The following is a 24,340-nucleotide window of genomic DNA, read 5'->3' as shown; positions in this document are numbered from 1 at the left end:
CTTCCTATCCGACCGTCCGGTCGGCGACAACCCGATTGTTGCCGGAGCGCCCCTGCCCGCCGCCCGCAGCCCGCCCGTCGGTCCGCCCGCCCGTCCGAAAATCCCTTCCCCTCCCCCCACCCGTCCGGAACGATGACGTGCATGGTGTCCACTGACCGGCTGCTGGCGTTCGCCGCCATGTCGTTGCTCTTGATCCTCATCCCCGGGCCGAGCGTGCTCTTCGTCATCGGCCGTGCGCTGTCCCAGGGGTGGCGGGCCGCGCTGATCACGGTGGCCGGGAACACGCTCGGGGCGTACGTGCTCGTCGTCGCCGTGGCCTTCGGGGTGGGGTCCGTCGTGGAACGGTCCGTGCTCGTGTTCACGGCGCTCAAGCTCGCGGGGGCCGCGTACCTCGTCTACCTGGGGATCAAGGCCTTCCGGCAGCGGCATGCGCTGCGCGCCGAGTTCGGGGCGGGCGGAGCCTCGTACGGGAACTGGCGGTCGCTGTGGGAGGGGTTCGCCGTCGGAGTGGCCAACCCGAAGACGATCGTGTTCTTCGCGGCCGTCCTGCCGCAGTTCGTGGACCGCGACCAGGGGCACGTGACGGCCCAAATGCTCACGCTCGGCCTCGTGTTCAACCTCATCGCCGTAGTCTGCGACAGTGCCTGGGGCATGGTTGCCGCAACCGCCCGGAGCTGGTTCTCGCGGTCGCCGCAGCGGCTCTCCGCCATCGGCGGGGCCGGCGGGCTGGCGATGATCGGTCTGGGTGTGACCGTCGCCGTGACCGGGCGCAAGGACTGATCCGGAGCCCGACCCGAAACCTTCCCAGGGGGAAGCATGCGCGTCCGCTTACCGCTCGTGTCACTGGTCACCGTCGGCGCCGCCGGCGCCGCCCTGCTCACCGGATGTGCGGGGGAGCCCGAGGTCACCCCGCCGAAGACGAACGTGAGCTTCAAGCCCGCGCCGACCTTCACCGCCCCGACCCCCAGCGCCACGGGGCCGGTGGACCCCGGCCCGGGCGTCATCCAGTGGTACGGCACCGGCGGCGAGAAGCTGCTCCACGGGCTGATCTACCAGGCGCGGAGCGCCCAGGGCCAGCACGAGGACGGCGAGATCCTCATCGACCTGGGCCCCCTGTCGGCCCAGCTGGAGGAGGCCCGGGGGTACACCGTCGCCTACATCCCCGAGCAGAAGACCCAGGACACCTGGACCAAGGCCCGCGAGCGCCTCTCCTCCGGCATGGCAACGGTGCTGAACTCGTCGGGCCTCGCCGTGTCGCCGGCGAACAAGGAGAAGGCCGCCGAGGCCGCCGCCATCGGCTGGGCGGAGATCGGCGAGGGGATCCGGGGACTCAAGGAGACCGACGACCGGCTCCGCGCGCTGGGCTGCATGCCGACCAAGGACCCCTGGAAGTAACGGGGTTTCGGCGGGGCCGGATGATCTACTGAGCCGATGACCGGTCGGGGACTCAGTACGGGGTACGGGGGTATGGGCGTGGGCGCGGACGGAAACGCGGACGTGAGCGTGAGCGTGGACGTTGACGTGGCCGTTGAGGCGAACGCGAGCGGCGACGCGCACGCCGACCCGGACGCGCAGCGCCTCCTCGCCCTGCGCTTCGAAGAGCACCGCTCCCATCTGCGAGCCGTCGCCTACCGGATGCTCGGGTCGATCGGTGAGGCCGAGGACGCGGTCCAGGAGGCCTGGCTGCGGTTGAGCCGCACCGACGTCGGCGACGTGGAGAACCTGGGCGGCTGGCTGACGACGGTCGTGGCCCGGCTCTGCCTGAACGGGCTGCGCGCCCGCGCGACCCGCCGGGAGGACTCCCTCGACGACCGGCTGGACGGGGCCGGCCGTGCTCCGCGGATGCCCGACCCCGTCCTCGCCCGGGAGGGCGGCGTGGTCGACCCCGAGCAGGAGGTGCTGCTGGCCGATTCCGTCGGGCTGGCGCTGCTCGTGGTGCTCGAATCCCTCGCTCCGGCGGAACGGCTGGCGTTCGTGCTGCACGACATGTTCTCCGTGCCCTTCGACGAGATCGCCCTGATGATCGACAAGACACCGGCGGCCACCCGGCAGCTCGCCAGCCGTGCGCGGCGCCGCGTCCAGGGGCAGGCTCCCGCGCCGGATCCGGACCTGGCTCGGCAGCGCGAGGCGGTCAGCGCGTTCTTCGCGGCCACCCGCGACGGGGACTTCGACGCCCTGCTCTCCCTGCTGCACCCGGACGTCGTCCTGCGTTCCGACGGAGGCACGGCCGGTGCCGGCCAGTCGGTGGTGCTGACCGGCGCCCGGATCGTGGGGTCCCAGGCGGCCCTCTACAGCGCCCTCGCACCGTTCGTCCGTCCCGTGCTCGTCAACGGGGCCGCGGGCGTGCTGTGCGTGGTCGAGGGCCGGCTGATGTCGATGATGGCCTTCACGGTCACCGACGGCCGGATCACCGCCATCGACGTGCTCACCGATCCCGACCGGCTGGAGCTCGTCGACCTCGCCCCCCTCACCTGACGGGGCCGTACCCTCTCCTTCATGATCGACTCACGCGCGCACATCCGGATCGCCCGGCCCTCCCTCGACCTGGCCGCCGCCGAGCGGTTCTACGTGGGAGGGCTCGGGCTCGACGTGCAGTGGCGCACCACCGAGCGGGTCTCCGGGCACCACGACCTGCTGATGGTCGGGCCCCCCGGGGGCGGCTGGCACTTCGAGCTGACCCGCGACCCGGAGAACCCGGTGGCCCCCTCCCCCACCCCCGAGGACCTCTTCGTCATCTACCTCGGCGAGGCCCCCGACGAGGCCCTCGTGGCCCGGCTCGTGGAGCACGGAGGGACCCGTACGCCCGCCCACAACCCGTACTGGGACACCTACGGGGTCACCGTCACCGACCCCGACGGCTACCAGCTCGTCCTGTCCTCCCGTACCTGGGGCTGAGCGACGGCGGCGGGGCTGCACGCGCCGCGCGTCCGCCCCTACCGCCAGAACTGCGCCAGTGCCGCGTCCTTGTACGGCGCCGGGCTGACGCTCAGATCCCCGGCGAAGGGCCGGTCGAGGGCCATCACGAGCAGCAGGCTGAAGCCGATCAGCCCCGCCACCGCCGAGACGAACAGCAGCTGCATCTTCAGGCTCCGCAGACCGAAGAGGAAGGTCAGCGGGAGGATCACCAACGCGCCGCCGTACACGAGCACTTGGAGCAGCGGCGGCAGCGAGGTCTCGGCCATCGTCACGCGCGCCCGGCGCTGCGCGGCCACGTCGTTGAGGCGGCCGACGGCCTCCCCGTAGAAGGTCTCGCTCCGGGGGCCGGCGGGCTCGTAGGCCTGGAGGGCGGTGTACAGGGCGTGCGTCTGCTCGGCGGTGGCCTCGTAGCTGGGCCGGCCCTCGCGCATGAGGGGCCACTGGACCTCGACGACGGCGTGGACGTAGTCCCCCACCGCCCGGTCCACGCGGGCGCGTTCGGCCGGCGGGAAGACTTCGGCGCTGCGGACGACCAGGGCCAGGTCGGTGGCCTCGGTCGCGACGATGGTCTGGGTGTTCTCCAGTTGCGTCCACAGGGTGACGACGACGAAGGCGAGGATGATGCCGTAGATCGCGCCGAACATCCCGAGGGCCACCCCGACCATCTCGTTGTGGTCGCCGTCCGCGAGGTGCGGGAAGCGGCGGCGGGCGGCCAGGCTGCCGCCGATGGCGAGGGCGACGAAGCCGCCGACGAGCAGGACGCCGAGGACGGATGTGCTGAGGTGATTGAGCAACCAGAGGATCATGTCCTGCCCAACGAGCCCCCCGCCTCCTGAGCGTCGAGCAGTTCGTCCCAGTGCTCCCGCGTCCAGTCGCACGCCGCGTCCAGGGGGCCCAGCAGGCCCCGGCCGAGCGGGGTGAGGGCGTACTCGACCCGGCGCGCCGGGGTCTCGTACTCCGTGCGCACCACGAAGCCGTCGCGCTCCAGCCCGCGCAGGGACTGGGTGAGGGACTTGGCGGTGATCTCGCGCAGCGGGACCTTGAGCTCCGAGAAGCGGCGGGGGCCGTCCTGGAGGCAGCGCAGGATCAGCGTGGCCCATTTGTCGCCGATCCGGAACGGCACCAGCGGCGAGGGGCAGACGGGGTCGAACATCTCGGGATCGAGGGGTGGGGGCGGGGGTGGGGGCGGCGGCGGTGGCGGTGGCGGCACCTGCTTCTCGGTCATGATCCACACGGTAGGGCGGTATCCGATCGGTAACCACCCCTCCCCCTAGGGTCCGTGACATGACGAACCAGGGGACCACAATCAAGATCATCGTCTTCGGTGCGGGCGGCCGCGTCGGCCGGGCCGTCGTCGCCGAGGCGCGGGCCCGGGGCCACGAGGTCACCGCGGCCGGGCGGGCGGACGGGGACGTCACCTCGGCGGCGGACGTGGAGCGGCTCGCCGCCGGACACGACGCGGCGGTGGCGGCGGTGTACGACACGGGGGCCGTCCCCGGCGCGTTCTTCCCGGCGGCCGCCCGCGCGCTGGCGGCGGGGCTGGGCGGGGCCGGGGTCGGACGCCTGGTGTCCGTCGGGCTGGCGTCCGTACTCCCCACGGGGTCCGGGGAGCCGCTGATGGACACCCCGGGCTACCCGCAGGAGTGGCGGGAGTTCTACGTCGGCCACGGCGCCGGCACCGAGGCCCTGCGGGCGGCCGCACCGGCGGGCCTGGACTGGGCGGTGCTGAGCCCGTCGGGCGACTTCACCGCCGAGGGGGCGGGGACCGGGCGCGGCTACGCCTTCGCTCCCGCCGACGCCGGGGCCCGGATCCCGCACGCGGACTTCGCCCGGGCCGTCCTGGACGAGCTGCTGGCCCCGACCGTGCACCGGACCCACGCGGGGGTGACGGGGGCATGACCGGCACCCCGCCCGCGGCGCCCGCGACGCCCGCGCCGAGGGGCCCGGCCCCCACCGACAGCCCGAACCCCTGGGTGGCGGACCACATCCGCCGCTTCGAGGAGACCGGCGGGGTGCCGCGGCCCGGGATCCGCGACCTGCTGCTGACCACGCGGGGGCGCCGCTCCGGGGTGCCGCGGCGCACGGCGCTGGCCTACGTTCCCGACGGGGAGGCCGCCGACGCGGCGTACGTCCTCACGGCGTCCAACGCGGGGGCCGGGCACCACCCGGCCTGGTACCTGAACCTGTGCGCCGACCCGGCCGTCACGCTCCAGGTCGGCACTGAGACCTTCCCGGCGCTCGCCCGCCCCGCGAGCCCGGCGGAGACGGAGCGGCTGTGGCCGCTGGTGGTGGCCGCGATGCCCTCGTACGCGGCCTACCGGGACACGGCCGCCCGGACGGCCGGCCGTGACATCCCGCTGGTCCTGGTCACTCGCACGGGCGGCTGAACCTCGCGTGGCGAGCGCTCAGGCACGCACCTTCGGCGGCTTCGGCAGCCCGGACGACAGCGCGGTCCCGGCTCCGCCGAGGGAGGCGTCGGTCGCCTTCGACGCGTTGCCGGCGGCCGAGGCCGTGATCTCCACCGCCGTCTTCGCGTCCTTGACGGCGCCCCCGGGGTGGTCGACGATCTCGCCGACGCGCTGGGTGATCGGGGGCCCCTGGATGGCGGGCTCGTCGGCGGCGTGCGCGACGGCGGGACTGAGGGCGAGGGCCGCCCCTCCGGACAGGACGAGGGCGGCAAGGCTGCGCTTGATGGCGTTCATGCCCGACCCAACGACTCTCCCGACCCCGAGTCACCGCCCGGCCCCACCTCCTCACACGAGTCGAAGAACGGCCGTCTGCGACTCCCGTTCCACGACATAACACGTGCGTAATATGTCGTAAGGGTCATAGTCGACACAGCAGGAGGAGGACACTCCGTGAGTCCGACACCCGACCGCAGCGCCAAGGCAGCCCGCTGGGACGACCTCGTCGAGGAGTTCGCCTTCTCGCCCGCCGAGCAGGCGGAGATCGACCGGGGGGCGGCGGAGATGATCTCCGTCGTGCGCGCCCACCGCTTGGCGGAGGTCCGCAAGCGGCAGCACACCACTCAGGTCCAGGTCGCGGAAGCCATGGGGGTGACCCAGGCACGCGTTTCCCGGATCGAGAACGGCGAGCTGGAGCGCAGCGAGGTCGAGACCCTCGCCGCCTACGTGCGCGCCCTCGGCGGCAAGCTCAAGATCGTCGCCGAGTTCGGCGACGAGCAGTACACCCTCGGCTGACAACGCCCGCGGCCCCGGATCGGAGGATCGATCCGGGGCCGCGGGCGTGCATGACACAGCGGGGGGGGAGGGGCCGGGGGCCCCGGGGTCAGTCTTCGACCACCAGGGACGGGGTGGACTTCGTCAGGACCTCGCCGCGGAAGAAGGCGGGGCTGCGGCGTTCGGTGACGAACATGACGACCAGGCCGAGGGCCAGCAGGCCGACGCCGATGACGAAGACGTTGCCGACGTCGAGGCCGGGGAGCGTGGAGCCCGAGCCGTAGGACGGGTCCCACGCGTCGTACAGGGTCTTGAAGAAGACGGAGGCCAGCAGCACGCCGCCGAGGACCGGGAAGACGCCCTTGAAGAACAGGTCGCGGGCGGACTTGCGCAGGTCGCCGCGGAAGTACCAGACGCAGGCGAAGGCCGTCAGCGAGTAGTAGAAGCAGATCATCAGGCCGAGCGCGAAGATCGTGTCGGTCAGGACGTTCTCGCTGACCAGGGTCATCACCGTGTAGAAGACGCCGGTGGCGACGCCCGCCATGATCGTGGCGCGGCCGGGGGTCTTGAACTTCGGGTGGACCTTGGCGTAGGAGGGCGGCAGCGCCTCGTACGTGGACATGGCCAGCACCGTGCGGGCCACCGGGATGAAGGTGGTCTGCAGGGAGGCGGCCGCGGAGGCCAGGACCGCGACGAAGAGCAGGACGCCGAGCACCGGGCCCATGACCGGGCCGGCGAGGGCGGCGAAGACGTTGCCGGAGGTCTCCTCGTTGGCGAGACCGAGGCCTTCGGTGCCGGAGCCGACGACCATCTGGGCGGCGATGCCGGTGGCCAGGTACGAGCCGACCAGGACGACCATCGCGATGAGCGAGGCGCGGCCGGGGGTCTTCGCGGAGCCGGTGGTCTCCTCGTTGGTGGCCAGGCAGGCGTCCCAGCCCCAGTACATGAAGATCGACAGCGAGAGTCCGGCGGTGAAGGCCGCCATGGACTCGACCGCGAAGGGGTTCATCCAGGACCAGGAGAAGTCCAGGCCGGTGTCGAAGGTGCCTGCCGAGGCCTTCTGGAAGGCCATCGCCACGAAGATGGCGAGGACGGCGAGCTGGAGGCCGACGAGCGCGTACTGGACGCCCTTGGTGGCCGTCATGCCGCGGTAGCTGATGGCGGTCGCGGCGGCGATGAGGGTGAGGCAGGTGACGATGTGGACGAGCTTGTTGTCGTCCAGGGCGGCGATCGATTCGTTGCCCGTGACCTCCCCGGCCAGCAGCCAGAAGTAGGAGGTGGCGACGCCGGCCAGGTTGGAGAGCACGATGATCGTGGCGATCACCAGGCCCCAGCCGCACATCCAGCCGATCCGCGGGCCGAAGGCCTTCACGGTCCAGGTGAACGAGGTGCCGCAGTCCGGCATGGCCTTGTTGAGCTCGCGGTACGCGAAGGCCACCAGGAGCATCGGCAGGAAGCCCGCCAGGAAGATCGCCGGCATCTGCATGCCGACTTCACCGGCGGTGGAGCCGAGGGTGGAGGTCAGGCAGTAGACGGGGGCGACGGTGGAGATACCGATGACGGCGCTTCCCACGAGGCCGACGGAGCCCTTGCCGAGGCCCTTGCCGCGCACGTCACCATCGGAGCCACCCCGGGGGGTGGCTCCGCTTACCGTGTCTCCGGCCTGGGGCCGAACGTCCAGCTGTGTCATACGTCAGGACGTTAGACGCTGCGTTTTCCACATACGGAGGACAAAAGTCCGGTCCCTCACACGCCGAAAGCCCTTCGAATCTCGAGATCGAGACTCTTCACGAGGATGTAATGGAAGGTTCACAGGCCTGCCGATCATCGTTTCGGCAGGCCTGGACCTTTTGTTTCACCATGCGGAAACCGCAGCACTGTCCGTTTTGACCGGTTTCAAACTTTCCGGGTCAATATTTGGTCAAGCCCAGACGATCGACTGCATCTCGCTGTATGCGTGCAGTGCGTACGAGCCCACGTCCCGGCCGACCCCCGAGCGCTTGAAGCCGCCGAAGGGCGCCTCCATGTTCCGCCCGATGGTGTTCACGCCGACCCCGCCCGCCCGCAGCCGCCGCGCCACCCGGAAGGCGCGCGCCGCGTCCGCGGACCACACGTAGCTGATCAGGCCGAAGTCGCTGTCGTTGGCCAGCGCCACCGCCTCGTCCTCATCCCCGTCGAACGGCACCACCACGACCACCGGCCCGAAGATCTCCTCCCGGACCACGCGCATGTCGTTCGTGCAGTCGACGAGCAGGGTCGGGGCCACGTAGAAGCCCTTCCCCTCCGTACCGACCACCGGACGCTCGCCGCCGAAGGCGATCCGGGCGCCCTCCTTCTTGCCCAGCTCGACGTACGACTCCACGCGGTCCCGGTGCGCCGCCGAGATGACCGGGCCCACCACGGTGCCGCGCACCGACGGGTCCCCGACCTTCATGAAGGCCAGGTAGCCCTCCAGCTTCTCCACCAGCTGCTCGTACACCGACCGGTGGACGATCACCCGGGTCGGAGCCGTGCAGATCTGCCCGGAGTAGAAGGAGAAGGTGGTGCCGATCCCCATCACCGCCGCGTCCAGGTCCGCGTCCGCCAGGACGATCGCCGCACCCTTGCCGCCCAGCTCCATCAGCTGCCGCTTCATCGTGCGGCCGCAGACCTCGGCGATGCGCTGCCCCACGCCCGTGGAGCCGGTGAAGGACACCATGTCCACGTCCGGGGAGTCCACGGCCGCCTCGCCGACCTCCACCGAGGTGCCGGAGACCACGTTCACCACGCCCGCCGGGACCCCGGCCTCGTGCAGCGCCTCCGCCATCCGGAACACCGACAGCGGGTCCTGCGGGGCCGGCTTGACGACCACCGTGTTGCCCATGGCCAGCGCCGGGGCCACCTTGCCCGCCGGATTGGCCCACGGGTTGTTGTACGAGGTGATGCAGGTGACGACCCCGACCGGCTGGCGCACCTCCAGCGCCCCGAGGATGCTCGCCGCACCCATCGGGCCCGCCTCGGTGACCTGCGGCGGCAGCCCGCGCTCGACCGGTTCCAGCGCGCCCTTCGCGTACCGGCGGAAGCGGGCCACGCCCACCCCGACCTGCATGCCGCGCGCGATCCCGGTGGGGGCGCCCGTCTCGGCCTGGGCGAGCGCCGCCCAGGGCTCGTACTCGCGCTGGATGATGTCCGCGGCCCGGTCCAGGATCGCGGCCCGCTCCTCCGGCTTCGTCCGGGACCAGCCCTCGAAGGCCGCGGCCGCGGCGCGCGCCGCGTCCTCGACCTGCCCGCGCGAGGCCTCGGGGGCCAGGCCGACGACGGATTCGTCGGCCGGGTTGACCACCTCGTAGTGCCCGCCCGCCGGCTCGACCCACTCGCCGCCGATGTAGAGCTTCTGGGGGGTGTCGGAGCTCATCGGGTGCTCACCGTCCTCGTGTCCCGGCCCGAACGGAGCACGATCCCCGGGATCGCCCCCGTGACCTCGTCGTCGCGGATGGTCTCCACGCCGTTGACGCGTACGGACACCATGCCGATCGCCCGCGCGTCCAGCCGCGGGCTGTCCCCGGGCAGGTCGTGCACCAGGGTGGCCGGTCCCGCCTCGATCCGCTCCGGGTCGAAGAGCACCAGGTCCGCGTGGAACCCCTCGGCGATCCGGCCGCGCTCGCGCAGCCCGAACAGCTGGGCCGGGTCGTCGGTGAGCATCCGTACCGCCTGCTCCAGCGGCACCAGCTTGCGGCCGCGCAGGCAGTCCCCGAGGAAACGGGTCGTGTACGGGGCTCCGCACATGCGGTCCAAGTGGGCGCCGGCGTCGGAGCCGCCGAGCATGACGTCCTCGTGCTGCCAGGTCTCGGCGCGCAGCGCCCAGCTCGCCGGGTCGTTGTCGGTCGGCATGGGCCAGAGCACCGTACGCAGGTCGTCGTTGGCGCAGATCTCCACCAGGCACTGGAAGGCGTCCTGGCCGCGCTCGGCCGCGATGTCGTTGACCACGCGGCCGGACAGGCCCTCGTTCGCCTCGCTGTAGGTGTCGCCGATGACGTAGCGGCCGAAGTTGGCCAGGCGCCGGAAGACCCCGGCCTCCTTGCTGGCCGCGCGGCGCAGCATCTCGGCGCGCACCTCGGCGTCGCGCAGCTTCGCGATGCGCTCGGGGACGGGCAGGCCCAGGATCTCGCCCCAGCCGGGGATGAGGTTGAGGGCGCAGAAGGTGCCCAGCGACATGTTCATGGGGGTCAGGATCGGCATCGTCAGCGCGACGATGCGGCCGCCGGCCTTGCGGGCGCGCTCGCTGGGGATCAGCTGGCGCGGCACGCGCTCGGGGACGGAGGCGTCGATGGTCAGCACGTTCCAGTTCAGGGGCCGTCCGGCGGCCGCGCTCATCTCGACGAAGAGGTCGATCTCCTCGTCCGCGAACTGGTCCAGGCAGCCGGCGACGATCGCTTCGAGCTGGGTGCCCTCGTGTTCGGCGACCGCCCGGGAGAGCGCGAGGAGCTCTTCGGGCTTGGCGTGCCGGGAGGCGACGGGGGCGCCGGAGCCGTCGGAGTGGGTGGAGGACTGGGTGGTCGACAGGCCCCAGGCGCCGGCGTTCATGGCGTCGTGGAACAGGTCGAGCATCGCCTGCATCTGCTCGTCGGTGGGCTGGCCGCCGACGGCGTCCTCGCCCATGACGTGCCGGCGCAGCGCGCAGTGGCCGACCATGAAGCCTGCGTTGACCGCTATGCGGCCGTCGAGCGCGTCGAGGTATTCGCCGAAGGTGGACCAGGTCCAGTCGACGCCCTCTTCGAGGGCCTTGAGCGCCATGCCCTCGACCTTGCTCATCATGCGGCGGGTGTAGTCGGCGTCCTCGGGGCGGGCGGGGTTGAGGGGTGCCAGGGTGAATCCGCAGTTGCCGCCCGCGACGGTGGTCACTCCGTGGTTCATGGAGGGGGTCGCGTACGGGTCCCAGAAGAGCTGGGCGTCGTAGTGCGTGTGGGGGTCGATGAACCCGGGGGTGAGGACGAGGCCGGTCGCGTCCTCGCTGGTCGCCGCGGGTTCGCTGACCGCTCCCGGCTCGGCGATGACGGCGATGCGGCCGTCGCGTATCCCTACGTCGGCCACGCGGGCCGGGGCGCCGGTCCCGTCCACGACGGTGGCGCCCTTGATCAGGTGGTCGAGCATGACGTCCTCTCTGCCGGTGTTCGCATTGCGCGCCGTCTCCCGGGGCTCCGCCCCGGACCCCGCTCCTCAAACGCCGGAGGGGCTGGATGTTCCAGACCACCGGCGGTCACGTGCGGGCCGGATTCCCCGGACCGCCAACGGCCGCATGCGGGCCGGGTTTTGCCGACCGCCGACGGTCACGTGCGAGCCGGTGCCCGCCGAAATCCAGCCCCGCCGGCGTTTGAGGCGCCGCCGGAGGCACATGTGGCCGCGCCCACGAGCGAGACGCGGGAGGAGGCCGGCCTCAGCCGAATCCAGCCCCTCCGGCGTTTGAGGAGCGGGGGTCCGGGGGCTGGTCCCCGGCAGCGGCGCCGCACGGGTACCGCCGGGAGCCCCGGTCGGGGTCCGCCGGGCCGGCCGCAGCCACGGCGTGACTCCGGCCGGGGCCGGTTGTGGGGCGGCGGTCCGGGAAGACGCCGCCCCCGTTCCCCCGCGGGGCTATGCGCCTTCGCGGAAGCGCGTGGTGCGGTGCACCGGGTCGGTGTCGATGTGCGGGATGACGTGCTCGCCGATGAGCTTGATGGTGGTCATCGTGTCCTCGGGCGAGACGCCGGTCGGCAGACCGAAGGAGAGCTGGTCGGCGCCGGCCTCCTCCCAGCGCTTGCACTGCGCGCGGACCTCGGAGGGGTCGCCGCAGATGAGCAGCTCCTCCTCGATCAGCAGCTCGACGATCTCCGCGTTGTACTCGGGGAGGATCTCGGGCCACTCGGGGATGATCTCGGGGCGCGGGAAGGTGTCGTGGTAGCGGAAGACCAGCGACTGGAAGCGGTTCATGTTGGCGTTGACGGCGATCTCGACGGCCTTGTCGTGGGTCTCGGCGCAGATCGCGGTCGAGGTGACCATGACGTTGTCGTTGACGAAGGCGCCGATGGCCTTCGCCTCCTGGATCGCGGTCTTGTACTGCTCCAGCACCCAGGCCATGTCGGAGACCTTCTGGACGCTGAAGCCGAGGACTCCGAGGCCCTTCTTGGCGGCCATGGCGTACGAGGAGGGGGAGCCGGCGGCGTACCACATGGCCGGGTGGGCCTTGCCGTACGGCTTGGGGAAGATCTTGCGCGGCGGGAGCGACCAGTGCTTGCCCTGGAACCCCTCGTACTCCTCCTGGAGGAACATCTTGGGGAACTCGGCGATGGTCTCTTCCCAGATCTCCTTGGTGCCGTTCATGTCCTCGATGCCGGGAAGGAAGCCGAGGATCTCGTGGCTGCCGGCGCCGCGGCCGGTGCCGAACTCGAAGCGCCCCTTGGAGAGGTGGTCGAGCATGGCGACCTTCTCGGCCACCTTGACCGGGTGGTTGACCGGGGCGAGCGGGTTGAAGATGCCGGAGCCGAGGTGGATGCGCTCGGTGGCGTGAGCGAGGTACCCGAGGAACACCTCGTTCGCCGAAAGGTGCGAGTACTCCTCCAGGAAGTGGTGCTCGGAGGCCCAGGCGTACTTGAACCCGGACTTGTCCGCCTGGATGACGTACTCGGTCTCCTCGATCAGCGCCTTGTGCTCTGCCTCGGGGTCGACCTTGGACCGTGCCTCAGGCACGTATCCCTGCACAAAGAGCCCGAATTCCAAGGGGATTCACCGTCCTTCTGTTTCTGACGTTGCGTCAGATTCGATGTCACGACTGTTCCATCGCGGGGGCGGGAGCGTCAATACCTGACGCTCCATCAGATATGGTCGGGCGGAGCTAGAGGATGCTGACGCCAGCCATCCAGCCCCCGTCGATCACGAACGGCTGGCCGGTGATGTAGGAGGAGTCCTCGCTGGTCAGGAACAGCGCCAGCTTGGCTATCTCCTCCGGCCGGCCCACCCGGCCCATCGGCACCACGCGCTGGTAGAGCTCCGCCATGGCGTCCCGGGCCTCTTGGGGCAGGTCCGCCGGATTCGTGTTCCCGGGGGTGGCCATCGCAGTGTCCACGGCCCCCGGGCACATCGCGTTGACCCGGATGTTCTTCGCGGCCAGCTCCAGCGCGGCCACCCGGGTCAGGCCCAGGATCGCCGCCTTGGTCGCCGCGTACGTGCCCACGTACGCCATGCCCGTCAGGCCCGTGTACGAGGAGGTGTTGACGATCGTGCCGCCGCCGGCCGCCTCGATCTCCGGGGCCACCGACTTGATGCCGAGGAAGGCGCCGACCTGGTTGACCTGGACCACGTGCTGGAACTCCTCCAGCGGGGTGGCCGTCAGCTCGTTGAAGCGCAGGATGCCCGCGTTGTTGACCAGGCCGTTGACCTCGCCGAAGACCTCCTTCGCCGCCGCGATGGCGGCCGCCCAGTCCTCCTCCCGGCTCACGTCCATCCGTACGTACCGGGCCCGGTCCTCGCCGATCTCCTTGGCGACCGCCGCGCCCTGCTCGTCCAGCACGTCGCCCAGGAGCACCTTGGCCCCCTCCGCGGCGAAGAGCCGGGCCTCCTGCTCGCCCTGGCCGCGCGCGGCACCCGTGATGATGACGACGCGTCCGTCCAGCTTGCCCATACCCGTGGCTCCTAGTCGTTGAGGAGTGGGCCCACTTCGGACCCGAAAGCGGTGATCTGGTCGATTAGTTCGGCCCGGTCGCGGTTGCGGAAGCGGACCTGGATCTGGTCGATGCCGATCGTCTTGTACGCGCGCAGCGACTCGGCGAGCGCCTCCGCCTTGCCCGTGAGGGTGCGCCGGCCGGTGTCCCAGCCGGGCTCGCCGACGTACAGCGGCGCGGTGATCGCGCCGAACTCCACGGGTCCGGTGACCCCGGCCTCGGCGCGGAGCTCCTTGATCCGGGCGATCTGCGCCGGAAGCTTGTCGAGCGGGTCGCCCTGCGGCAGCCAGCCGTCGCCGCGCACGGCGGCCCGGCGGACGGCGGCGGGCGAGGAGCCGCCCACCCAGACCGGGATCCGGGCCTGGACGGGGCGGGGCAGCTGCCCGAGGTCCTTGAAGGAGAACAGCTCGCCCTCGAACTCCGGGTACTCCTCGGGCCCGAGGGCGGCGCGCAGCGCGTCGAGGGTCTCGTCGAGGACGGCGCCGCGGCGCGCGAAGTCCACGCCGAGCACCTCGAACTCCTCCTTCACGTGCCCGGCGCCGACGCCGAGGATCAGCCGGCCGCCGGAGAGGTGGTCGACGGTGGCGTACTGCTTGGCGCTGAGCAGCGGGTGGCGCAGGCCGAGGATCGCGACGTGGCTGAGCAGCCGCACGTTCTCGGTGATCCCGGCCAGGAAGGAGAGGGTGGCGATCGGGTCGTACCAGATGGTGCTCATGGGGCCGGCCATGTGCCGCGGGATGGCCACGTGGTCGCAGGTGGCGACGTAGCCGAAGCCGGCCCGGTCGGCCGCGCGGGCGACCGCGGCGAGATCGGCCGCGCCGGCCGTCGCCTCCCAGGGCTCGGCATAGATGGTGCTCTGCGACTGGATCGGGAGCTGCATCCCGTAGACCAGCCGACCTTCCGGAAACACGCGCGCCATGGGCCGTACCCGCCTCGTCCTCGACTGCCGATTCGTCATACCGGTGCGGGGGCCATCGTCGTAGCTGACGGGTCGTCAGGCAAGGGGTGGGTGCAATACACCCGATCGGGTGTTGCGGGGTGCCACCAAAACTGCGGCCGGGTAGCCGAGTCGGCTCGTACCGGTCCGCAGCCCGAAGGGATGTCTGAATCCCGGGTACCCCGCTAGGGTGCCGCCCGTGGATCTCTTTCTGACCCTGATCAGCGGGCTGGCCTGGACCCTCGTGTACGTCGAGGCGATCCGGGTGGGGCTGCGCGACCGGACGTACGCGATGCCCGTCGCGGCGCTCGCGCTGAACTTCGCGTGGGAAACCACCTACGCCTACTACGAGTTCCACAACTCCGGAGTCACGGCGCAAGCCGTCGTTAACGTAGTGTGGGCGGTCGCCGACATCGTCATCGTGTACACGTACCTGCGCTACGGGCGGGCCGAGTTGCCCGGCTTCGTGACCCGGCCGCTGTTCGCCGTCTGGAGCGTGCTCGTCTTCGGATGCGCCTTCGCCGTGCAGTGGCTCTTCGTCGCCCACTTCGGCACGCACGACTCGAGCCGGTACTCGGCGTTCCTGCAGAACCTGCTGATGTCCGGCCTGTTCATCGCCCTCTACGCGAGCAGGGGCGGCCGGCACGGGCAGTCGCTGGTGATCGCCGTCGCCAAATGGCTCGGCACGCTCGCGCCGACCTTCCTCTTCGGGATCATCGAGGACGCACCGTTCATCCTCGGGCTGGGGCTGCTGTGCGCCGTGTTCGACCTGGCGTACATCGCCCTGCTGGCCCGCGACCCGGCTGCGAAGCCCGCGGCGGGCGAGCCCGTCAGAAGCCCTGCGGCCCCATCACGATGACCGGCTTGGCCGCCGGGTCGAGGGTCTCCAGGACCTTCTGCATCGCGGCCTTCGGGATGCCCACGCAGCCCTGCGAGGGGCCGTCGTGGTCCACATGGAGCCAGATGTTGCCGCCCTTCTCCTCGCCCTCGGGCTTCGTCGGGTCGAGCGGACTCACCCCCGTCTTGCGGTTGAAGTCGATGGCGACGACATAGTCGAAGGAGCCGCGCAGCGACTCCCCGTTGACCCCACGGCCCGTCGCCACGAAGGAGCGGTCCTGGTCGTACGGGAACTTCGTGCCGGGCGGCTTCGCCAGCAGCCCGCCCGCGTCGGTGAGCGCGAACACGCCCTCGGGGGAGGTCAGGTCCCCGTACGTACGCTCCGTGGACCAGCCCTTGGCTCCGTTGCGTGCGGGCCAGCTGTCGCTCTTCGCCCAGTCGGCGCCGGCCGCCGGACGGGTGTACAGGGCCGCGGTGGACTCCGAGGAGTCCTTCGCCTTGCCGGTGACCAGGATGAGCTGGCGGGCGTCCGCGGGGATCTTCGCCCGGGTCTGCTCGCTGAGCGCGGGCAGGCCCTGGAGGGGGTCGCGCTCGGCCGCCCGCGCGGCCCGCTCCTGCGCCGGCGGCCGGGCGTCGGCCGCCACGCGGGCCGCGGCGTTGGCCGGCGGGTCGTGGGCCAGGTACACCCAGCCCGCGCCGAAGCCGAGCAGCCCGAGGGCGGCCGCGAAGGCGAGCGGGCGCGAGCCGCGGGCGCCCCGAGATCCCCGGGAGCCCCCGTCGGCGCGCCGCGTACCGCCGGCGCGGGAGCGTCGGGACGGGCGGGTCGTACCGGGTGTGCGGGACGGACGGGTCGCGCGGGAGCCGGCTCGGGCGTGCTTGCTCATTGACCCGACCGTACACAGCCGATCTTCATTTTTGTTGACCGGTCAAGCGCCCGGCGTTTCCCCGGCGGGTCGCGCAGCCGGTGACCCGGCCGGGAACCAGACCCGGACCATCAACCCGCCGCCCGGCGCCGGGTTGGCCCGCGCCGTCAGTTCCGCGCCGTGCGCCCGCGCGATCGACGCGACGATCGAAAGCCCCAACCCGGCGCCCTCGCCCGCCGTATGCTGCCGCTCCGCCCTCCGCCGGAAGGGCTCCAGCAGCCGCGGCACGTCCCCCGGCTCGATCACCGGACCGGTGTTGGAGACCGTCAGCACCCCCTCCCGGGAGGTCGCCACCTCCAGACGGCCGCCCGCGCGGTTGTGACGTACGGCATTGGCCAGCAGGTTCCGTACGAGGTGCCCCAGGAGGGTCCGGTCGCCCGCTACGGTCAGCGGCGCGAGGTCCCGTACCACCACCAGGTCCTGAGGGGCCGTCCCCTCGATGCCGGCCAGCTCCGCCTCCGCGAGCTCCGCCAGGTCCACCGGCTCCGTCGCCTCCAGACCCTCCTCCGAGACGGCGAGCAGGAGCAGCGACTCGACGAGGTGCTGACTGGAGTCCGCGACCTCGATCAGCTTGGAGCGGATCCGGGCCACCTTCTCCGGCGGCGGCTCCCCCGCCAGCCCGATCTCGGCGGCCGCCCGCTGCACGGCGAGCGGGGTGCGCAGCTCGTGGGCGGCGTTCGCGGCGAACCGGCGTTGCGCCCCGACCAGCTCCTCCATCCGGTCGAGCATCCCGTCGAAGGTGTCCGCCAGCCGCTTGAGTTCGCCGGGCGGGGCCCGGAGGCCGATCCGCTCGTGGAGGTTGGCGCCGGACAGCCGCCGGGCCGTCTCGGTGATCACGCCGACGGGGCGCAGGACGCGGCCGGCCATCCACCAGGCCAGCCAGATGGACAGGACGGCGAAGACCGCGAGGGCGACGAGGGAGACGACCAGCAGCTCGTGGAGGGTGGCCTGCTCGACGGCGGCGGAGAGGTTGCGGGTGGCCTGCCACTGGGCGAGCTGCTCGGGGCTCGCACTGGCTCCGGTGCCCGGAATGAGACCGGTGCCGGAGTCGAGCTTCTCCGCGGGCACGGGGACCCGCTGGCCCGGGATCACGGACGGCGGAGTGCCCTTGATGGCCGGCGCGACGGTCGTGACGGCGCCGCTGATGCGGCTGTAGAGGCCGTTGCGGAGCAGGATGTTGATCAGTGCGATGAGGCCGCCGCCCGCGAGGAGCAGCAGGGAGCCGTAGAGGACGGTGAGACGGGCGCGCTCGGAATGGAGCACTGCTCTCATCGCGGATCGCCGATCCGGTATCCGGCGCCCGGGACCGTCTCGATCAGGGGCGGCTCCCCCAGCTTGGCGCGCAGCTTGCTCAGGGTCACCCGTACCGCATTGGTGCTGTACGAGGTGTCCTCCTCCCACACCTGCTCGATCAGGTCGTCACTGCTGAGGACCGCGCCCTCCGCGCGCAGCAGCGACTCCAGGACGGCGAACTCCTTGCGCGAGAGCGCCAGCCGGCGCCCCTCCCGGGTGGCGGTGCGCCGCGCGACGTCCACGGACACCCCCGCCCGCTCCAGCACCGGCGGCAGGGCCGGCTGGGCGCGCCGGCCGAGCGCCAGGACCCGGGCGAGCAGCTCGTCGTAGGCGAACGGCTTGGTGAGGTAGTCGTCGGCGCCGAGGCCGAGGCCCTCCACCCGGTCCCGTACGGTCCCGGAGGCCGTCAGCATCAGGACGCGGGTCAGTAGCCGCTCGCGCACCACCTGGCGGCAGACCTCGTCGCCGTGCAGGCCCGGCAGGTCGCGATCCAGGACGAGGACGTCGTACGCGCCCAGGCGCAGACGGCGCAAGGCCTCCAGACCGTCGCTCGCCTCGTCGACGGCCAGCGCGTCGCCGCGCAGCCCCTCGGCGATCATCTCCCGCAGGAACTCCTCGTCCTCCACCACCAGAACTCGCATGGCGTCCTCTTTACCGGAGCGGCGCATTTCGCCGTTGTAAGCACGAGCCGTTAGAGAAGCGAAACCCGCTGTTCGCGCAGTCTCGAGCCCATGAAGCGATCAACGACCATGACCGCGGCCGCGCTCCTCACCGGCCTGACCCTCTTCGTCACCGCGTGCACGGGCGGCGCCGGCGGCTCGGACAAGAAGGAGGACGGCTCCTCGCAGTCCGGCGGATCGGGCGGCTCGGGCGGCGGCGCGGACGCCGACAACGCCCTCAAGCTGCGCAAGTGCCTGCGCGACAACGGCGTGGACGCCCCCGACCCGAAGCCCGGCGAGGACCCGCGCGGTATGACGGTGGGTGCGGGCGCGGACCAGGAGGCGCTGAAGAAGGCCATGGAGAAGTGCGGGATGTCGGCCCCCGGCGGCGGCGGTGGCGAGATATCGCAGGCCGAGAAGGACAAGGCCCTCGCCCAGGCCAAGTGCATGCGGGAGCACGGCTTCGACATGCCGGACCCGGAGTTCAACGGGAACGCGCGGACGGGGTTCTCCCTCCCCGAGGGGGCCGACAAGGACAAGTTCATGGACCAGCTCAACAAGTGCGGCGCGGACAAGTGAGCAAGCGCAGGAAATGGGTCCTGGGCTCGCTGTTCGTCGTGCTCGCCGTCACCGGCGGCGGGTACGCGGTCGTGGCCCAGCCGGCGACCGACGGCGGCGGCGCGAAGCAGGACCGCTCGGACGGGCTGCCGGGGGCCACCTCGCCGGTCACGCGCGGCGACCTGAGCTCCGGCTTCAAGGCCGACGGGACCCTCGGCTTCGCGAAGGAACGCAAGCTCAACGCGGTGGGCACGGACGCGCCCGGCGGGGCCGGAGGCGCCCCGGGCGCCGGCGGGGCCGGAGGCGCCCCGGGCGCCGGCGGGGCGGGAACGGGCTCCGGCTCCGGCTCCGGCTCCGGCTCCGGCTCCGGCTCCGGCTCCGGCTCCGCGACCCTGACCTGGGTGGCGCCCGCCGGCTCCTCCGTAGAACGCGACGGCAAGCTCTACGAGGTCAACGGCAAGCCGGTGCGCCTGATGTACGGCTCCACCCCCATGTACCGGTCCATGAAGTCCGGGGACAAGGGCGAGGACGTCAAGCAGCTCAAGCAGAACCTCCAGGCCCTCGGCTTCGGCACCGGCCTGGACACCTCCGACGGCACCTTCACCGACGGCACGGCCACCGCCGTCAAACGCTGGCAGAAGTCCCACAAGACAAAGGAGACCGGCGAGGTCGGCAAGGGCGACATCGCCTTCGCCTCCGGACCCCAGCGGATCCAGAAGAACGACATGGCGGTCGGCGACGAGGCGGCCGCCGGCAAGCCCGTCATGACCCTGACCGGCACCGAGCGGATGGTCCGCCTGCAGCTCGACGTGGCCAAGGCGGGCAAGGTCAAGACCGGCGACCCGGTGACCGTGAGCCTGCCCGGCGGCGGCACCGCCAAGGGCAAGATCAGCTCGATCGGCACCACCGCCAACGGCGACGACCCGTCCTCGGGAGGCGGCGGCGGGGGCGGCGGTGGCGACAAGAAGCCGAAGGTCGACGTCGAGATCGCCCTCGACAACCCCGCCGAGGCCACGGGCCCCGACCAGTCCCCGGTCTCGGTGGGCCTGACGGGCGAGGTCCGCAAGGGAGTGCTCTCCGTACCGGTCAACGCGCTCCTCGCCCTCGCCGAAGGCGGCTTCGGAGTCCAGGTCGTCGAGGACGGCAAGGTCCGCGAGGTCAAGGTCGAGCTCGGCATGTTCGGCCAGGGCCGGGTGGAAGTGAAGGGGGACGCCCTCAAGGAGGGCATGCTCGTAGGAGTCCCCGCGTCATGAACCAACACGCCCACGCGGTCGTCGAACTGACCGGCGTCACCAAGGAGTACCCCGGCGGCGTCGCGGCCCTGCGCGGAGTCGACCTCACCGTCCTGAACGGCGAACTCCTCGCCATCGTCGGCCCGTCCGGCTCCGGCAAGTCCACGCTCCTGCACATCGTCGGCACCCTCGACCGCCCGACCGCCGGCCGCGTCGCCATCGCCGGGTACGACATCGCGACCCTCTCCGACCGCGCGCTCTCCGCCCTGCGCTCCCGCCACGTCGGCTTCGTCTTCCAGTCCTTCCACCTGGTCCCCGGCATCAGCGCCCGCGCCAACGTCGCCGAAGGCCTCCTCTACTCCGGCCTCTCCCGCACCGAACGCGGACGCCGGGCCGAACGCGCCCTGGAGCGCGTCGGCCTCGGCGACCGCATGGACCACCGTCCCCACGAACTGTCCGGCGGGCAGAAGCAGCGCGTGGCGATCGCCCGCGCGGTGGCGGGCGAACCGGACCTGCTGCTCGCCGACGAGCCGACGGGCGCCCTGGACACGGCGTCCGGCGCGTCGGTGATGGAACTGCTGCACGAGCTCAACCAGGACGGGGCCACCATCGCCGTGATCACCCACGACAACGAGATCGCGGCGAGCCTGCCCCGGCAGGTCCGCCTCCGCGACGGCGAGATCGTGGCCGACGTGTGGAACGCGGACGCGCTGGGGGTGGGCGCGTAATGGGTGCCCGTACGAAGCCCCGCGCGGCCGGCAAACCAACACGCAAGCTGTCCCCTCCCCGGCTCGGCCCCCGCGACGTGTTCCACGTGGGATCGGCGGGGCTGCGCTCACGGCCCATGCGCGTCTTCCTGTCCGCGCTCGGGATCGCGATCGGCATCGCGACGATGATCGCGGTCGTCGGCATCTCCTCGTCCAGCCAGGCCAAGCTGCTCCGGGAACTCGACAAGCTCGGCACGAACATGCTGGTCGCGACGCCCGGCCAGTCGATGTTCTCCGGGCAGGACACCACGCTCCCCAAGGACGCCCCCGGCATGATCGCCCGGATCGACGGAGTCGAATCGGTCGGCACGACAGGAGACGTAAAGGAATCCGTCCGCCGCAGCGAGAACATCCCCAAGGAGGACACGGGCGGCATCGCCCTCAAGGCGGCGAAGGACGACCTCCTGAAGACCCTCCGCGCCCGGATGCAGAGCGGCACCTGGCTCAACGACGCCACCGGCCGCTACCCCTCCGTGGTCCTCGGACACGTCACCGCCGAGCGCCTGGGCATCACGGGGCCGGGCGGGCAGGTGTTCATCGCCGGGCAGTACTTCACGGTCATCGGCATCCTCGACCCGATCCCCCTCGCGCCGGAGATCGAACGCTCGGCACTCATCGGCTGGGACGCCGCCCAAAGCCTCCTGGGCTTCGACGGCCACCCCACCTCCATCTACGAACGCTCCGCAGACGACCGCGTCCAACAGGTCCGCAACCTCATCGCCAAAACAACGAACCCCGAGAGCCCGAGCACGGTCTCGGTCACGGACCCCTCGGCGGCCCTACAGGCGAAGGCCGCCACCGAAGGCGCCTTCAGCACCCTCCTCCTAGGCCTGGGCGGCATCGCCCTACTCGTCGGAGGGGTCGGCGTCGCGAACACCATGATCATTTCAGTCCTGGAACGCCGCCACGAGATCGGCCTGCGCCGCTCCCTGGGCGCCACCAAGGGCCAGATCCGCATCCAGTTCGTCACGGAGTCCCTGCTCCTGTCGGGCCTGGGCGGCCTGGCCGGCATCGCCCTGGGCGGCGCCGCCACGGCGGTGTACGCCCAAGCCGGCGACCTCCCCTGGGTCGTCCCCCTCTGGGCCGTCACCGGCGGCTTCGCAGCCACCCTCGCCATCGGCACGGTGGCAGGCCTCTACCCGGCGGTCCGCGCAGCAAAGCTGTCACCGACACTGGCCCTGCAGGCGGGGTAGGGAGGGCACGCGCCGGCAGCGGAGCGAGAGGATGGGGCCATGGCGAGCAAGCCGGACGAGATCGAACTGACCGAAGACGAGCTGCGTGCGATCACGGGCTACGCGGCGGATTGCGCACGGAGGGTCCTGCCGGTCTTCGAACAGGACCATCCCGGCGATGCCCGCCCTCGCGAGGCCATCGAGGCAGCAGACGCATTCGCCGCGGGCGGCCGCCGCACGGCCGCCCTGCGGCAGTGCGCGTGGGCGGCGTACAAGGCGGCGCAGGAAACCGATTCACCCGCGGCGATCGACGCGGCACGAGCGGCGAGCCACGCAGCCGGCGCCGCCTACCTCCACCCGAAGGCAAGCTCCCACCAGATCAAGCACATCCTGGGCGCAGCAGCCCACACGGCACGCGCAGAAGAACTGACCTCAGGACCAAACCCCCAGGCCGCTACCCAGACCCTCGAATGGGCAAGCCATCACGCACCCCCCGCGGTCGCCCGGGTACTCGCCCGCATGCCCGCCCCACCCACCGGAGGCGGCCGCGTAGGAGAGCTCATCCGCGCACTCGACGCCGCCCTGAGACCCACTCCCTGAGGGGTGGCTTAGGGTCTCCGCCATGACCCGAACGACGCCGCCGCGCCCCGTGCACGTTGAGGAGCTCTTCCCGGAGCTGGGGGCGTTTCGGGGTGTGACGACGCGACTGCACCCGCGGCCGGGACGTCCGGACGCGTCGGTCAGCTCGGTCGGTGGTCCGCTGCTGTGGCCGGCCGACGAGCCGTGGCCGGTCTGCACCGCGCCGCACAAGCGCAGCAGCGGGTACCGCGTCGCGGACATTCATCGTGGGCGTCAGGTCCTCGCGGATGCCTGGGCCCGTGACCGGCCCACCGACGAGGAGCAGGTCCTCCTCAAGGAGCTCGGCCACAGGCACCGCGAACGGGAGATCGCCGACACCGATCCGATCCCGCTGATCGGCCTGGTCCAGCTGTACCGGCGGGACGTGCCCGGCCTCCCGCCGGGCCCGGACGGATGCGACCTGCTCCAGGTGTTCTGGTGCCCGTTCGAGGCACACGGCCCGAGCCGCTACGGCCTGGCCCCCCATGTGCGCTGGCGCCACTCCGACCAGGTGGCCGTGCCCCTGGACGCTCCGCCGCAGCCGGCGCTGGTCGGCTTCGAGGGCGCGGTCGCCGAGCCGTGCGTGCTGCACCCCGAACAGGTCGTCACCTACCCGTACGCCGGCTCACTGCCGACGGGGCTGTGGAGGAGAATCGACGCCTGGGAGGATGCGGAGGAACGCAAGGCGGAGAAGCGCGGCCCGGACGACGAACCGGTCACGTACCACCATGACCTGTCCATTCCGCAGGGATGCCGAGTGGGCGGATTCCCCTCCTGGCACACGACCGACCCCCACCCGATGAACTGTGAAGCCTGTGCCGCACCCATGGTCCTGCTGCTGACCGTCGACAGCTGGGAGTGGAGCGGCGCCGACGGCAGCTGGATGCCCACCGAGGAACGGGACGTTCCCGAGCACCTACAGGACCGCTGCCCCACTCGACTCACGATCGGCCGAGACGGCCTGCTGAACATCTTCGCCTGCCCCACCGAACCCGGGCACCCGCACCGATGGAGCCTGCAGTAGGCGGGGCCCAACCCGCAGCCCGAGCCACCCACCCCCGGCCTCGAACACCCCCGCCCCCTCCGACCTCTCCCGCCCCCGGACCCCCCGTCGTACGCTGGTCTGATGCACACTTCACCGCGAACTCCTCGGCAGGCAGCCAGAATCGTCGTCCTCAACCCCGCCGGATCCGTGTTCCTCTTCCGCGAGAACAACGTGGAAGTCGGCATCCACTGGCTGCCGCCCGGCGGTGGCATCGATCCCGGGGAGACGCCCGAAGAGTGCGTGCGGCGGGAGTTGCGGGAAGAGACGGGGTGGACCGACCTGGAGCCCGAGCGGCTGCTCTGCACCTGGGAGCATGACTTCACCCACCAGGGCATCCCGGTACGCCAGTACGAGCACATCTACGTGACCAGCGGCCCGCACCGCGACCCGGTCCCGGAGTACCCCGAGGCCCATTGGCGGTGGCTGTCGCCGCGGAACCTCGCCACCCTCGGCGAACCGCTGTGGCCGCCGCGCCTCGCCGAGCTGCTCGACGAGGCCCCCGCCGAGCCCGTGCACCTGGGCCTGCTCGCCTGA

The 24,340-nt window shown here is 71.7% G+C and carries 26 protein-coding genes and 1 pseudogene; 15 read left to right on the top strand and 12 right to left on the bottom strand.

Features of this window, described 5'->3' with window-relative positions:
• The first annotated feature begins 141 nt into the window (after positions 1-141).
• The 4 genes from ACFRU2_RS27195 (at position 142) to ACFRU2_RS27180 (ending at position 2,895) form a co-directional block, all read left to right on the top strand.
• On the top strand, positions 142-780 hold the full coding sequence (locus ACFRU2_RS27195; RefSeq protein ID WP_382976652.1) for a LysE family translocator: 639 nt from the start codon (positions 142-144) through the stop codon (positions 778-780).
• 36 nt (positions 781-816) lie between these two features.
• Positions 817-1,395 carry a hypothetical protein gene (locus ACFRU2_RS27190; RefSeq protein WP_382976650.1) on the top strand — a complete coding sequence of 193 codons (579 nt, stop codon included), beginning with the start codon at positions 817-819 and terminating at the stop codon, positions 1,393-1,395.
• 108 nt (positions 1,396-1,503) lie between these two features.
• Complete coding sequence (locus ACFRU2_RS27185; protein ID WP_382976648.1) at positions 1,504-2,475, top strand: sigma-70 family RNA polymerase sigma factor; 972 nt, start codon at positions 1,504-1,506, stop codon at positions 2,473-2,475.
• 21 nt (positions 2,476-2,496) lie between these two features.
• On the top strand, positions 2,497-2,895 hold the full coding sequence (locus ACFRU2_RS27180; protein WP_382976646.1) for a VOC family protein: 399 nt from the start codon (positions 2,497-2,499) through the stop codon (positions 2,893-2,895).
• 38 nt (positions 2,896-2,933) lie between these two features.
• Here ACFRU2_RS27180 and ACFRU2_RS27175 read toward each other — a convergent pair whose 3' ends face one another.
• On the bottom strand, positions 2,934-3,722 hold the full coding sequence (locus ACFRU2_RS27175; protein WP_382976644.1) for a DUF4239 domain-containing protein: 789 nt from the start codon (positions 3,720-3,722) through the stop codon (positions 2,934-2,936).
• Complete coding sequence (locus tag ACFRU2_RS27170) at positions 3,719-4,141, bottom strand: winged helix-turn-helix transcriptional regulator (protein WP_382976641.1); 423 nt, start codon at positions 4,139-4,141, stop codon at positions 3,719-3,721. The genes ACFRU2_RS27175 and ACFRU2_RS27170 overlap by 4 nt, the downstream gene beginning before the upstream one ends.
• Before the next feature lie 59 nt (positions 4,142-4,200).
• Between ACFRU2_RS27170 and ACFRU2_RS27165 the strand changes: the two genes are divergently transcribed.
• Positions 4,201-4,815 carry an NAD(P)-dependent oxidoreductase gene (locus ACFRU2_RS27165; protein WP_382976639.1) on the top strand — a complete coding sequence of 205 codons (615 nt, stop codon included), beginning with the start codon at positions 4,201-4,203 and terminating at the stop codon, positions 4,813-4,815.
• Positions 4,812-5,303 carry a nitroreductase/quinone reductase family protein gene (locus ACFRU2_RS27160; RefSeq protein ID WP_382976637.1) on the top strand — a complete coding sequence of 164 codons (492 nt, stop codon included), beginning with the start codon at positions 4,812-4,814 and terminating at the stop codon, positions 5,301-5,303. Before ACFRU2_RS27165 ends, ACFRU2_RS27160 begins: the two co-directional genes overlap by 4 nt.
• 18 nt (positions 5,304-5,321) lie before the next feature.
• Here the strand turns inward: ACFRU2_RS27160 and ACFRU2_RS27155 are convergent, their stop codons facing one another.
• Positions 5,322-5,618 carry a hypothetical protein gene (locus tag ACFRU2_RS27155; RefSeq protein WP_274548094.1) on the bottom strand — a complete coding sequence of 99 codons (297 nt, stop codon included), beginning with the start codon at positions 5,616-5,618 and terminating at the stop codon, positions 5,322-5,324.
• A 156-nt stretch (positions 5,619-5,774) separates the two neighbouring features.
• On the opposite strand from ACFRU2_RS27155, the gene ACFRU2_RS27150 reads away from it, so the two are divergent.
• Positions 5,775-6,116 (top strand): helix-turn-helix domain-containing protein, encoded by a 342-nt coding sequence (locus ACFRU2_RS27150; RefSeq protein WP_382756828.1) that lies wholly within the window; start codon positions 5,775-5,777, stop codon positions 6,114-6,116.
• A gap of 88 nt (positions 6,117-6,204) precedes the next feature.
• On the opposite strand, the gene ACFRU2_RS27145 is transcribed toward ACFRU2_RS27150, so the two are convergent.
• The 6 genes and pseudogenes from ACFRU2_RS27145 to ACFRU2_RS27120 all read right to left on the bottom strand — a co-directional run bounded on the left by ACFRU2_RS27145 (position 6,205) and on the right by ACFRU2_RS27120 (position 14,684).
• Entirely contained in the window at positions 6,205-7,785 is a 1,581-nt protein-coding gene (locus ACFRU2_RS27145; RefSeq protein WP_382976634.1) for an APC family permease, read from the bottom strand.
• A gap of 231 nt (positions 7,786-8,016) precedes the next feature.
• Positions 8,017-9,489, bottom strand: coding sequence for an aldehyde dehydrogenase family protein (locus ACFRU2_RS27140; protein ID WP_382976632.1), 1,473 nt, complete (start codon positions 9,487-9,489; stop codon positions 8,017-8,019).
• A pseudogene (locus tag ACFRU2_RS27135) lies at positions 9,486-11,273 on the bottom strand (amidohydrolase family protein); the annotation flags it as partial. The gene ACFRU2_RS27140 and the pseudogene ACFRU2_RS27135, both read right to left, overlap by 4 nt.
• Before the next feature lie 429 nt (positions 11,274-11,702).
• On the bottom strand, positions 11,703-12,824 hold the full coding sequence (locus tag ACFRU2_RS27130; RefSeq protein WP_250742633.1) for an LLM class flavin-dependent oxidoreductase: 1,122 nt from the start codon (positions 12,822-12,824) through the stop codon (positions 11,703-11,705).
• A gap of 115 nt (positions 12,825-12,939) precedes the next feature.
• A complete protein-coding gene (locus ACFRU2_RS27125) occupies positions 12,940-13,725 on the bottom strand; it encodes an SDR family NAD(P)-dependent oxidoreductase (RefSeq protein WP_382976630.1) in 786 nt (261 codons plus the stop codon).
• Positions 13,726-13,736: 11 nt separating this feature from the next.
• Entirely contained in the window at positions 13,737-14,684 is a 948-nt protein-coding gene (locus tag ACFRU2_RS27120; RefSeq protein ID WP_382976628.1) for an LLM class F420-dependent oxidoreductase, read from the bottom strand.
• A gap of 217 nt (positions 14,685-14,901) precedes the next feature.
• On the opposite strand from ACFRU2_RS27120, the gene ACFRU2_RS27115 reads away from it, so the two are divergent.
• On the top strand, positions 14,902-15,561 hold the full coding sequence (locus tag ACFRU2_RS27115) for a hypothetical protein (RefSeq protein WP_382976627.1): 660 nt from the start codon (positions 14,902-14,904) through the stop codon (positions 15,559-15,561).
• On the opposite strand, the gene ACFRU2_RS27110 is transcribed toward ACFRU2_RS27115, so the two are convergent.
• From ACFRU2_RS27110 to ACFRU2_RS27100, 3 genes are read right to left on the bottom strand one after another with little or no spacing between them, the layout of a single operon-like run.
• The gene (locus ACFRU2_RS27110; protein ID WP_382976625.1) at positions 15,533-16,423 is read right to left on the bottom strand and encodes a hypothetical protein; all 891 of its coding nucleotides are present in this window, start codon (positions 16,421-16,423) and stop codon (positions 15,533-15,535) included. The two genes, ACFRU2_RS27115 and ACFRU2_RS27110, sit on opposite strands and share 29 nt — an antisense overlap.
• Positions 16,424-16,465: 42 nt before the next feature.
• Positions 16,466-17,734 carry a sensor histidine kinase gene (locus ACFRU2_RS27105; RefSeq protein ID WP_382976623.1) on the bottom strand — a complete coding sequence of 423 codons (1,269 nt, stop codon included), beginning with the start codon at positions 17,732-17,734 and terminating at the stop codon, positions 16,466-16,468.
• Positions 17,731-18,396, bottom strand: coding sequence for a response regulator transcription factor (locus ACFRU2_RS27100; RefSeq protein ID WP_382976621.1), 666 nt, complete (start codon positions 18,394-18,396; stop codon positions 17,731-17,733). Before ACFRU2_RS27100 ends, ACFRU2_RS27105 begins: the two co-directional genes overlap by 4 nt.
• Positions 18,397-18,486: 90 nt before the next feature.
• Here ACFRU2_RS27100 and ACFRU2_RS27095 point away from each other — a divergent pair, with 90 nt between their 5' ends.
• From ACFRU2_RS27095 to ACFRU2_RS27065, 7 genes are all read left to right on the top strand, one after another.
• On the top strand, positions 18,487-18,993 hold the full coding sequence (locus ACFRU2_RS27095; RefSeq protein WP_382976619.1) for a hypothetical protein: 507 nt from the start codon (positions 18,487-18,489) through the stop codon (positions 18,991-18,993).
• Positions 18,990-20,225: a peptidoglycan-binding protein gene (locus ACFRU2_RS27090; RefSeq protein WP_382976618.1), complete on the top strand. Its 1,236-nt coding sequence runs from the start codon at positions 18,990-18,992 to the stop codon at positions 20,223-20,225. Before ACFRU2_RS27095 ends, ACFRU2_RS27090 begins: the two co-directional genes overlap by 4 nt.
• A complete protein-coding gene (locus ACFRU2_RS27085) occupies positions 20,222-20,932 on the top strand; it encodes an ABC transporter ATP-binding protein (RefSeq protein WP_382976616.1) in 711 nt (236 codons plus the stop codon). Before ACFRU2_RS27090 ends, ACFRU2_RS27085 begins: the two co-directional genes overlap by 4 nt.
• The gene (locus tag ACFRU2_RS27080; RefSeq protein WP_382976613.1) at positions 20,932-22,164 is read left to right on the top strand and encodes an ABC transporter permease; all 1,233 of its coding nucleotides are present in this window, start codon (positions 20,932-20,934) and stop codon (positions 22,162-22,164) included. The genes ACFRU2_RS27085 and ACFRU2_RS27080 overlap by 1 nt, the downstream gene beginning before the upstream one ends.
• A 39-nt stretch (positions 22,165-22,203) precedes the next feature.
• On the top strand, positions 22,204-22,743 hold the full coding sequence (locus tag ACFRU2_RS27075) for a putative immunity protein (RefSeq protein WP_382976611.1): 540 nt from the start codon (positions 22,204-22,206) through the stop codon (positions 22,741-22,743).
• Positions 22,744-22,765: 22 nt separating this feature from the next.
• The gene (locus tag ACFRU2_RS27070; RefSeq protein WP_382976609.1) at positions 22,766-23,785 is read left to right on the top strand and encodes a hypothetical protein; all 1,020 of its coding nucleotides are present in this window, start codon (positions 22,766-22,768) and stop codon (positions 23,783-23,785) included.
• A gap of 102 nt (positions 23,786-23,887) precedes the next feature.
• Positions 23,888-24,340, top strand: coding sequence for an NUDIX hydrolase (locus tag ACFRU2_RS27065; RefSeq protein WP_250742649.1), 453 nt, complete (start codon positions 23,888-23,890; stop codon positions 24,338-24,340).

It is taken from the genome of Streptomyces sp. NPDC056883, from assembly GCF_042788835.1.
Taxonomy (GTDB): domain Bacteria; phylum Actinomycetota; class Actinomycetes; order Streptomycetales; family Streptomycetaceae; genus Streptomyces; species Streptomyces stoeckheimensis.
This window is presented reverse-complemented; position numbering and strand designations above follow the sequence as displayed.